The organism is Sulfitobacter sp. HI0129 (assembly GCF_001635395.1).
GTDB lineage: Bacteria > Pseudomonadota > Alphaproteobacteria > Rhodobacterales > Rhodobacteraceae > Sulfitobacter.
On the sequence record NZ_LWGH01000036.1, the window covers coordinates 1 to 9,470 of the forward strand.

The following is a 9,470-nucleotide window of genomic DNA, read 5'->3' on the forward strand; positions in this document are numbered from 1 at the left end:
AATAGGTACGCCATTGCCCCTCGACCGCCATGGCGATCTGTTCGTCGGAAATACGGTCGAAGTCCCATTCATGATGGGCCGCGATATTTTCGACGATATCGATGGGGTGGATGTCTTCTTCAAGGTACTGCTCGGACAGGGCCATTTCGTCACCTCTATATATTCGACCAGCGTAGGAGCTGTCAGCCGCCCCCATCGCTAGGTGCTTTTGCTACAGGGCGTGTGACCGTGCACATGCCCTACAAGATATGGTGGGGGTAAAAGTAGGGTTCTGGCAACCCTTTTTCTGGGGATAACCACGAATGTTGGGGGATAACCGCAATAAGCTGTGGACGGAATCGTCACGACCACAACATACGGGATAGGCTTTCGGGCCAGTGCCCGGGAATTGGGCGGCAAAGGGTTAACCCTTCGCGTCGCCCTTGCCGGATTTCTCGAGCGCGTCAAGCCGCGCCTTGAGCGCGTTATTCTCTTCACGCGCTTTCTGGGCCATGGCGCGCACCGCGTCGAATTCTTCCCGCGTGACGAAGTCGCGATCGGACAGCCAGCGATCCAGCATGCTCTTGAAGGCGTTGTCGGCCTCATCCTTCGCGCCCTGCGCCACGCCCATGGCGTTGGTCATCATCTGGGACAGGTCGTCGAAAAGCTTATTGCGCGTCTGCATCGTCGTCTCCACCGTACAATTCGTTACGTATATGGGGCCTGTGGGGCGCTGTGCAAGGTTGACTTCCGCCCCGGCGCGGGGTCAATCACCGCCATGATCGCAATGCTCCCCTTCCCCGACATTTCGCCCGAAGCCTTTGCCATCGATGTCTTCGGATTCCATCTGGCCCTGCGCTGGTATGCGCTTGCTTATATCGTCGGCATCCTGATCGGCTGGCGGCTCTGTGTGCAGACGCTGAAGGCGCCGCGCCTGTGGAAAAACGATACGCCGGTGATGACGCCGGCCAAGGCCGAGGACATGCTGTTCTGGCTGATCCTCGGGGTGATCATCGGGGGGCGGCTTGGATATGTCCTGTTCTACCAGCCGCTGCATTTCCTCAACAATCCCGCCCAGATCATACAGGTCTGGGAAGGCGGCATGTCCTTTCACGGCGGTGCGCTGGGGGTGATCCTTGCGGGGCTGTTCTATACGCTGCGCCATAACATCAAGGTCATCTCGACCGGCGATCTGGTCTGCCTTGGCCTCGCGCCCGGTCTGTTCCTCGGTCGGCTGGCCAATTTCATCAACGCCGAGCTTTGGGGCCGTCCGACCGATCTGCCGTGGGGCGTGGCCTTTCCCGGCGAAGCGGCACAGTTCTGCCCTGACGTCGCCGGCATCTGCGCGCGGCATCCTTCCCAGCTTTACGAGGCGCTGCTCGAAGGGCTGCTGCTGGGCGGTCTCTTGCTCTGGATGGCATGGCGCCGGGGGGCGCTGAAATACGAAGGGCTGATCGGCGGTACGTTCCTTGCGGGATATGGGCTGGCCCGGTTCCTGGTGGAATTCGTCCGCCAGCCCGATGCGCAGTTCGTCTCTGCCGGTAATCCGCTGGGCCTTGCCTGGCATGTGGGCGGCTACGGGCTGACCATGGGCCAGATCCTCAGCCTGCCGATGATTCTTGTCGGCCTCTATCTTATCGTGCGTGCCCGCCGGCGGGGATGAGCCTGCGGGATCACATCGCGGACCTGATCGCGCGCGAGGGTCCGATGCGGCTCGATGCCTATATGGCGCTTTGCCTGATGCATCCGACGATGGGCTATTATACCACTCGTGATCCTTTTGGGGCGGAGGGCGATTTTACCACCGCTCCGGAAATCAGCCAGATGTTCGGCGAACTGCTGGGCCTCTGCCTTGCACAGACGTGGCAGGCGCAGGGCGCGCCGGAGCGGTTCACGCTGGCCGAACTGGGGCCGGGGCGCGGCACCCTGATGGCCGACGCGCTGCGCGCCGCGGGGGCGGCCCTGCCCGCCTTTGTCGAGGCGGCTGAAGTCCTGCTGATCGAAGCATCCCCGGCCATGCAGGCCCGGCAGAAAGAGACGCTGGCCGCGCATGAGACACGCCTGCGCTGGAGCGCGACGTTCGAGCCGCCAGCGGACCTGCCGCTTTTCGTTATCGCCAATGAATTTTTCGACGCACTGCCGATCCGGCAATTCGTCCGGCAGGGGGCGCATTGGCGTGAACGTCAGGTGGGCCTGAAGGAGGGCCGCCTGTCCTTCGGTCTGGGGCCAGCGGCCCCGCAGCCCGCGCTTCGCCAATGGGAGGCGGAAACGAGCGACGGCGACGTGGTGGAATACGCCCCTGCCCTTGCCCCCATTGTCGCGAAGATGGACAGCGTGATCGCCGCGCAAGGCGGGGCCTCGCTGATCATAGATTACGGCGACTGGCATTCGCTGGGCGACACGCTGCAGGCCCTGCAGGACCACGCCCATGTCGATCCGCTCGATGCGCCGGGGGCGGCGGACCTCACCGCGCATGTCGATTTCGAGGCTTTGGCGCAGGCGGTAGAGCACAGCGCCCTGACCCGTGTGACACCCCAGGGCGTGTTTCTTGAACGGCTCGGCATCACGGCCCGGGCAGAGCGGCTTGCCGCAGGAATGGACGCCGCGAGCCTTTCCGCGCATGTCGCGGCACATCGACGGTTGACGCACCCAGAAGAAATGGGAAACCTGTTCAAGATCGCAGGTCTTTACCCCAAGGCCGCTGCCCCCCCTCCGGGATTGGAGCCATGACCCTCGAAATCCTCACCTCCGATCTGCTCGCGCCACTGCGCCACGGATTTTTCACGCGCCGGGGCGGTGCGTCTTCGGGTGTATTCTCGGGGCTGAACTGTGGCACCGGCAGTTCCGATCAGACCGAGATCGTGGAGATCAACCGCGCCCGGGTGGCGCAGGCCATGGGCGTGCCGCTGTCGCATTTGCAGGGGGTCCACCAGATCCACTCCGCCGATGTGGTGACGGTGACCGAACCGCTTGCCAAGCGGCCGCGTGCCGATGCGCTGGTGACCCGGACCCCCGGCATCGCGCTCGCCGTGCTGACCGCCGACTGCCAGCCGGTGCTTTTCGCCTGCCCGGAAGAGGGCGTCATCGGCGCGGCCCACGCGGGCTGGCGCGGGGCGCTCGACGGGGTGCTTGACGCCACGATCGACGCGATGGTCGACCTTGGCGCGACCCGTTCGTGCATCCGGGCCGTCATCGGGCCGTCGATCAGCCAGCGCGCCTATGAGGTGGGACCGGAGTTCGCCGAGACGTTTCTGGATTTCGATCCTGCCCATGCCCGCTTCTTCGCCCAAGGAGAGGGGGACAGGTATCTTTTCGATCTGCCCGCCTTCGGGCTGCACAGGCTGCGCGAAGCGGGGGTGGCGCAGGCCGAGTGGACGCGGCACTGCACATATTCCGATCCGGCCCGATTCTATTCCTACCGCAGAACGACCCACGCCAAGGAAGCGGATTATGGACGACTGATCGCGGCAATCGCGCTCTGAACTGTCAAAGAGGGCCGGAATCTGGCCTCCCCTGCCCCGGTCGCGCCTCATTTTGCATCGTCAGAGCGGAAACAATGCCCATCAGGCGGCTGGATTGGTCCCGTTACCCCAAAGCTATTCTTGAAATATCAATAACTTGACTGGATTTGGGCAAAAAGGCCCCACTGCCTCCTCCGGGACCGGGAAAATTTACGAAGTTTTCGCCCCGATGCCCAAAACTGGCCGGAATGACTTTGCATATTGATCCTTGAGAGCAGGCAGAGACCAGCGGACACCGGACAGAGGAACAGGAAATGAAAACGAACACACGCTTCATCAAGGGCATTGTCGAAACAGCGGCCAAGAACGACACCGTAATGCCCTGGGCCCGTGGCAGCCGCCGCGCTGCGTTCATCGCCAAGCGCGCCGCCGAAGCCGCCGTGAAAAGCGCCAAGACTGCCTGACCGGTCAACCTCACTCCTTGCCGCCCTACTCCCCGGCGGCCCACTGGAACCCCCCGGCGCGATTCGCGTGCGGGGGGTTTTTCGTTGCGTAGTGGGCTGAAATAAGGCCGCAGATCCGCCCTGCGCGGAAACAGAGGTCGCTATAAGCGGTCTATTGCCCCCGCCACGGGGCCAAATGTGGCAGAATCTTTGACAATTTGGCGGAAACGTGGCGATTTGAGGCCATTCGATAACCAGATAAGGCTGGGCATCGTTCGATTTCGCTGCTGTCGGTGGGGGCCGGCACGGAACGGGACCTGCCCGGCCGGGAATGCGAAAACCGATGCCCTTGACTGCCACAGGACCCCGCCCCACCAGCAAGCCGACCGCCACGCCGAGAGGATTCATTATGACCGCGTCCGGCATGGACCCTACCCCCCTCTTGGGCGGCCCGGAGGCCCATCGCAGCTATGAGACCGCCGCATTTCGGTCGGACGGTTCGTTGCTCATCGGTCAGAACACGGCCCCCGCCCTGCCCCTTTTCGAATCGGCCTTCAACGCCTTCGCCCGGGGCACGGCCATTCGTACCGTGAACGGCGAAGTGGCGATCGAAGACCTTCAGCCGGGCGAAATGCTCCGCACCACGGAAGGCGATGCGGTGAAGGTGATCTGGATCGGGTCCAGCACATTCGTTCCCGCCGATACGGGCAAGCGCGTCCCGCTCATCCGGGTCATGCCGGACAGCTTCGGTCAAGAACGCCCGAATGCCTTCCTGACGCTCGGGCCGGGTGCGCGTATCCTAAAGACCCCGCATGATCTGCGCGGCGACAGCAACGGGGGTCCCATGCTCACCCCCGCGCGGCGGTTCGTCGATGGGGTGAACGTGATCGAGGTCACCCCGCCCACGCCGGTGCGCCTGTTTCATCTGTGCCTTGAGCGGCATGCGACATTCCATGCGGCCGGGCTGGCGGTGGAATCCTTTCATCCCGGCACGACGGCGCTGCGCGATCTGCCGCGCGACCTGCGGGACCGGTTCCTGTCCATGTTCCCGCAGATCAGCGAGATAGGTGATTTCGGGCCACTGGCCCATGCCCGCGCCCCGGAAACGCAGGCGGGCTGAGGAAACCGCGCGCTGACGTCAGGCGGAGGTTTTCAAACGATCCTCAAGCACGTCGAAGGGAACGCCCGGCTCGTCCTTGGCCCCACGGATCACGAGGCTCGTCTTGACGCTTTCGACATTGGGGGTGGTGAGCAACTGACCCGTCAGGAAGCTCTGGAAAGAGCTGAGGTCCGGCGCCACGCATTTCAGGATGAAATCCACCTCACCGTTGAGCATGTGGCACTCCCGCACCAGCGGCCATTCCTGGCACTTCCGCTCGAACGCGCTGAGGTCCGTTTCAGCCTGACTGGCCAAACCGACCATGGCATAGACCTGCACCTCGAACCCCAGTTCGCGCGCGTCAACGTCCGCGTGATACCCCTTGATGAAGCCCATTTCTTCCAGGGTGCGCACCCGGCGCAGGCAGGGCGGCGCGGAAATGCCCACCCGCTTTGCCAGTTCGACGTTCGTCATACGCCCGTCCGCCTGCAGTTCCGCAAGTATTTTCCGGTCTATGGGATCAAGCCGTGTGCCCGCCATTTCGCCCCCTACTTTTGCCGTTTCATATAGCACCGCCCGCGTCACGCGCAATATTGTTTCGCAGGGGCGCAAGAATCTTTCCGCCCCCTCCGCGTCCTGCCGCGGCCCTCCCGCCGGGGGTTTAACGCGGCGAGACGCGCGGCTATATCGAGCGGAACGTCATGTTTTCACCGGGGGCTCGAATGACCGAGACACGCAAGACCAAGGTACTGATCATCGGCTCCGGCCCCGCGGGCTACACCGCCGGCGTCTACGCGAGCCGCGCCATGCTGGAACCCATCCTCGTGCAGGGGATCGAACCGGGTGGCCAGTTGACCACCACGACGGAGGTCGAAAACTGGCCCGGCGACACCGAGGTTCAGGGCCCCGACCTGATGGTCCGCATGGAGGCCCACGCCAAGGCCATGGGCACCGAGATTATCGGGGATATCATCACCGATCTCGACCTGTCCTCCCGGCCCTTCCACGCCAAGGGCGACAGCGGCACCACCTATATGGCCGATGCCGTGATCCTCGCCACCGGGGCACGGGCCAAGTGGCTGGGGCTGGAATCGGAAGAGAAATTCAAGGGCTTCGGCGTGTCGGCCTGCGCCACCTGCGATGGCTTTTTCTACCGCGGGCAGGAGATCGTGGTGATCGGCGGCGGCAATACCGCCGTGGAAGAAGCGCTGTTTTTGACGAATTTCGCTTCCAAAGTCACGCTGATCCACCGCCGGGATGAGCTTCGGGCGGAAAAGATCCTGATCGATCGGCTGATGAAGAACCCCAAGATCGAACCGCTGTGGTTCCATGAGTTGGACGAGGTCTATGGCTCCCAGAACCCGCCGGGGGTCGAGGGGGTGAAGGTCAAACATACCAAGACCGGCGAAATCACCGACATCCCCTGTAAGGGCGTCTTCGTTGCCATCGGTCATGCGCCCGCCAACGAGTTGGTCAAGGACACGCTGGAAACGCACATGGGCGGCTATGTCGTCACGAAACCCGACAGCACCGAAACCTCCATCCCCGGCGTCTTCGCCGCGGGCGATCTGACGGACCATAAATACCGCCAGGCAGTGACAAGTGCCGGGATGGGCTGCATGGCCGCGCTGGAGGCCGAACGGTTCCTTGCCGAAGTAGGCGACGATTCCGGCAAGGATACGTCACTTCCGCTCGGATACGGCGCCGAGGTGAAGGAAAGCGTCTGACCTTCGCCCGGGCGGAGAAAGACGAAGTTCCTGTGTGACCGGCCCCGACGGACCAACGTGCCGCCGGGGCCGAATTCTGTGATATTCCGGTCCTTTCCGCAGAGGTTCGCACCCCACCGGGTGGACTTTGGAGCGTCCCGGGCGCTATTGCGCCACAAAAGCGGGCTTGGCCCGCGTGTCGGACCAGATTGGAAACCCCATGAGCATGTTGAGCAACCTTGCCCCGATCCCGGAACTCTATGTCTCCTACGAGAGTGCGCAAAAGCTGAAGAACGAAGCCGGCCAACTGGTCAGCCATGACCTGACGCCGCGCCAGATCTGCGATCTGGAGCTGTTGATGAACGGCGGGTTCAACCCGCTGAAAGGCTTTCTGAGCGAAGAGGATTACAACGGCGTCGTGGACAACATGCGGCTGGCGGACGGTACACTCTGGCCGATGCCGATCACGCTGGACGTTTCCGAAGACTTCGCGGCCAAGCTGGAAATCGGGCAGGACATCGCCCTGCGCGATCAGGAGGGCGTGATTCTCGGCACCATGACGGTGACCGACCGCTGGACGCCGGACAAGAAGCGCGAGGCGGAGAAGGTCTTTGGCGCGGACGACGACAAGCATCCGGCCGTCAACTACCTGCACAATCAGGCGGGCGCGGTCTATCTGGGCGGCCCGGTGACGGGCATCCAGCAGCCGGTGCATTATGATTTCAAGGCGCGGCGGGATACGCCGAACGAATTGCGTGCTTATTTTCGCAAGCTGGGCTGGCGTCGCATCGTGGCCTTCCAGACCCGCAACCCGCTGCACCGTGCGCATCAGGAACTGACGTTCCGCGCCGCGCGCGAAGCACAGGCCAACCTGCTGATCCACCCCGTTGTTGGGATGACCAAGCCCGGCGACGTGGATCATTTCACCCGCGTGCGCTGCTATGAAGCCGTGCTGGACAAATATCCTTCGGCCACCACAACCATGTCGCTGCTGAACCTTGCCATGCGCATGGCAGGCCCGCGCGAAGCGGTCTGGCACGGGCTCATCCGCAAGAACCACGGATGCACCCATTTCATCGTGGGGCGCGACCACGCCGGGCCCGGCCAGAACTCCGCCGGGGAAGATTTCTATGGCCCCTATGATGCGCAGGACCTCTTCCGCGAGCATCAGGAGGAAATGGGCATCGAAATGGTCGATTTCAAACACATGGTCTATGTGCAGGAACGCGCCCAATACGAACCCGCGGACGAGATCGAGGACCGCGACAACGTCACCATCCTCAACATCTCCGGCACGGAACTGCGCCGCCGCCTGCAGGAAGGGCTGGAGATCCCCGAGTGGTTCTCCTTTCCCGAAGTGGTCCGGGAACTGCGCCGGACCCGTCCGCCGCGCAGCCAGCAGGGATTTACCGTTTTCTTCACGGGTTTCTCGGGTTCGGGCAAATCCACGATCGCCAATGCCCTCATGGTCAAGCTGATGGAAATGGGTGGCCGGCCTGTCACGCTGCTGGATGGCGACATCGTGCGCAAGAACCTCAGCAGCGAGTTGGGCTTTTCCAAGGAGCACCGCGACCTCAACATCCGGCGCATCGGCTATGTGGCGAGCGAGATCACCAAGAATGGCGGTATCGCCATCTGCGCGCCCATCGCGCCCTATGCCACCACCCGACGCGCGGTGCGCGAAGACGTGGAGAACTTCGGTGCCTTCGTGGAAGTCCATGTGGCGACATCCATCGAGGAATGCGAACGCCGGGACCGCAAGGGTCTCTACAAGCTGGCGCGTGAAGGCAAGATCAAGGAATTCACCGGCATCTCGGACCCTTATGACGAGCCGCAAAACCCCGAACTGCGGGTGGAGACGGAAAACGTCGACGTGGACAATTGCGCCCACCAAGTGCTGCTGAAGCTCGAAAGCATGGGGTTGATCCGCGCCTGACCCGCGCCCTGCTAAAGGCTGTCGCGCAGTGCCGTGGCGGCCCGAAGCTCCAGATTGGCCCAGTGCAGCGCCGCCCCGCGGGCAGTGCGCAGCGGGCCGATGTGCCGGTCGAAGGTCGCCTTATCGGCATCCCTGATGGCCGCCAGAACCTCCGCCTCGCTATCGCATTGGATCATGCAGGCGAGATCGATGAAGTCGCCGATGTTGGGACAGCCCCAGTAGATCGGCACCGTTTCGCACAGGATGGCGTCGACCAGTTTCTCGGTGAAATAGTTCCGTTCCCGCACGTTTTCGATGATGACAGAAAACCTGTAGGGGGCCAGCCCGTCGGCCTTGCTGTCGAAGGGCGCGTAGCCCCGTCCCAGAACATCCACGTCCAGCTTTTCAGACTGGATCCGCGTCACGATATCATGCCGCAGTCGGTGGCCCACGTGGTCGCGCTTGGCCGAAGCAATCAACGACATGCGGCGCGATTTCGTCGTATCGACCCGGTCAGGCTCCGCCACCCATGTCGTGCCGAAGGGCAGCAGCACGCCATTCGGGATCGCCCCCAGAAGCGCGTCGTTGTAGCTGAAGACCCGGAAGAAGCGCCGGTGTGTCCAGCGCAGATACCGCAGATGTCGTGCGTGAATGATCGACGGTTCCACCACCATCACCGAGAGCTGCGCAGGGCTCCCCAGCCGTGGCAGGAAATGCATGTTCGTCTTGGGATAGCAGATCAGGTGATCGAAGGGCGCCATATCCGCCACCCGGCCCTGCGCCAGTCGCGGGGGACGACCCAAGGGCCAGTGCAAATCGTCGAGCGGGATTTGCGCAAGGGTCTTGCCGAACCTTGTGCCGTAGGGC

The 9,470-nt window shown here is 63.1% G+C and carries 11 protein-coding genes; 7 read left to right on the forward strand and 4 right to left on the reverse strand.

The annotated features are described in order from the left end of the window. Both A3764_RS00380 and A3764_RS00385 read right to left on the reverse strand, forming a co-directional pair. Window positions 1-145: YbjN domain-containing protein (locus tag A3764_RS00380; protein WP_150122013.1), on the reverse strand; the 145-nt coding region annotated here is incomplete at its 3' end. A gap of 258 nt (window positions 146-403) precedes the next feature. Beyond that, entirely contained in the window at window positions 404-664 is a 261-nt protein-coding gene (locus A3764_RS00385) for an accessory factor UbiK family protein (RefSeq protein ID WP_067920387.1), read from the reverse strand. A 93-nt stretch (window positions 665-757) separates the two neighbouring features. Between A3764_RS00385 and lgt the strand changes: the two genes are divergently transcribed. The 5 genes from lgt (at window position 758) to A3764_RS00405 (ending at window position 5,003) form a co-directional block, all read left to right on the forward strand. Beyond that, the gene (lgt, locus tag A3764_RS00390; RefSeq protein WP_067920379.1) at window positions 758-1,642 is read left to right on the forward strand and encodes a prolipoprotein diacylglyceryl transferase; all 885 of its coding nucleotides are present in this window, start codon (window positions 758-760) and stop codon (window positions 1,640-1,642) included. Continuing rightward, on the forward strand, window positions 1,639-2,709 hold the full coding sequence (locus tag A3764_RS00395) for a class I SAM-dependent methyltransferase (RefSeq protein WP_067920377.1): 1,071 nt from the start codon (window positions 1,639-1,641) through the stop codon (window positions 2,707-2,709). Before lgt ends, A3764_RS00395 begins: the two co-directional genes overlap by 4 nt. Beyond that, window positions 2,706-3,461, forward strand: a complete 756-nt coding sequence (gene pgeF, locus A3764_RS00400; protein ID WP_067920375.1) for a peptidoglycan editing factor PgeF — start codon at window positions 2,706-2,708, stop codon at window positions 3,459-3,461. Before A3764_RS00395 ends, pgeF begins: the two co-directional genes overlap by 4 nt. A gap of 293 nt (window positions 3,462-3,754) precedes the next feature. After that, window positions 3,755-3,904 (forward strand): hypothetical protein, encoded by a 150-nt coding sequence (locus tag A3764_RS25590; protein WP_201722100.1) that lies wholly within the window; start codon window positions 3,755-3,757, stop codon window positions 3,902-3,904. Between the two features lie 388 nt (window positions 3,905-4,292). Continuing rightward, window positions 4,293-5,003 (forward strand): Hint domain-containing protein, encoded by a 711-nt coding sequence (locus tag A3764_RS00405; protein WP_082850863.1) that lies wholly within the window; start codon window positions 4,293-4,295, stop codon window positions 5,001-5,003. An 18-nt stretch (window positions 5,004-5,021) separates the two neighbouring features. Here the strand turns inward: A3764_RS00405 and A3764_RS00410 are convergent, their stop codons facing one another. Then, on the reverse strand, window positions 5,022-5,522 hold the full coding sequence (locus A3764_RS00410; RefSeq protein ID WP_067920373.1) for an Lrp/AsnC family transcriptional regulator: 501 nt from the start codon (window positions 5,520-5,522) through the stop codon (window positions 5,022-5,024). A 182-nt stretch (window positions 5,523-5,704) separates the two neighbouring features. Here A3764_RS00410 and trxB point away from each other — a divergent pair, with 182 nt between their 5' ends. Further along, window positions 5,705-6,709, forward strand: coding sequence for a thioredoxin-disulfide reductase (trxB, locus tag A3764_RS00415; protein WP_067920371.1), 1,005 nt, complete (start codon window positions 5,705-5,707; stop codon window positions 6,707-6,709). Window positions 6,710-6,908: 199 nt separating this feature from the next. Further along, a complete protein-coding gene (locus A3764_RS00420; RefSeq protein WP_067920369.1) occupies window positions 6,909-8,624 on the forward strand; it encodes a bifunctional sulfate adenylyltransferase/adenylylsulfate kinase in 1,716 nt (571 codons plus the stop codon). 11 nt (window positions 8,625-8,635) lie between these two features. On the opposite strand, the gene A3764_RS00425 is transcribed toward A3764_RS00420, so the two are convergent. Further along, on the reverse strand, window positions 8,636-9,470 hold an 835-nt coding region (locus tag A3764_RS00425), incomplete at its 5' end, for a glycosyltransferase family 10 domain-containing protein (protein WP_236627971.1).

Bases quoted from the DNA above. Each gene is read 5' to 3' on its own strand.
- A3764_RS00385 (WP_067920387.1), bottom strand. From the start codon at position 664: ATGCAGACGCGCAATAAGCTTTTCGACGACCTGTCCCAGATGATGACC.
- lgt (WP_067920379.1), top strand. From the start codon at position 758: ATGATCGCAATGCTCCCCTTCCCCGACATTTCGCCCGAAGCCTTTGCC.
- A3764_RS00395 (WP_067920377.1), top strand. From the start codon at position 1,639: ATGAGCCTGCGGGATCACATCGCGGACCTGATCGCGCGCGAGGGTCCG.
- pgeF (WP_067920375.1), top strand. From the start codon at position 2,706: ATGACCCTCGAAATCCTCACCTCCGATCTGCTCGCGCCACTGCGCCAC.
- A3764_RS25590 (WP_201722100.1), top strand. From the start codon at position 3,755: ATGAAAACGAACACACGCTTCATCAAGGGCATTGTCGAAACAGCGGCC.
- A3764_RS00405 (WP_082850863.1), top strand. From the start codon at position 4,293: ATGACCGCGTCCGGCATGGACCCTACCCCCCTCTTGGGCGGCCCGGAG.
- A3764_RS00410 (WP_067920373.1), bottom strand. From the start codon at position 5,522: ATGGCGGGCACACGGCTTGATCCCATAGACCGGAAAATACTTGCGGAA.
- trxB (WP_067920371.1), top strand. From the start codon at position 5,705: ATGACCGAGACACGCAAGACCAAGGTACTGATCATCGGCTCCGGCCCC.
- A3764_RS00420 (WP_067920369.1), top strand. From the start codon at position 6,909: ATGAGCATGTTGAGCAACCTTGCCCCGATCCCGGAACTCTATGTCTCC.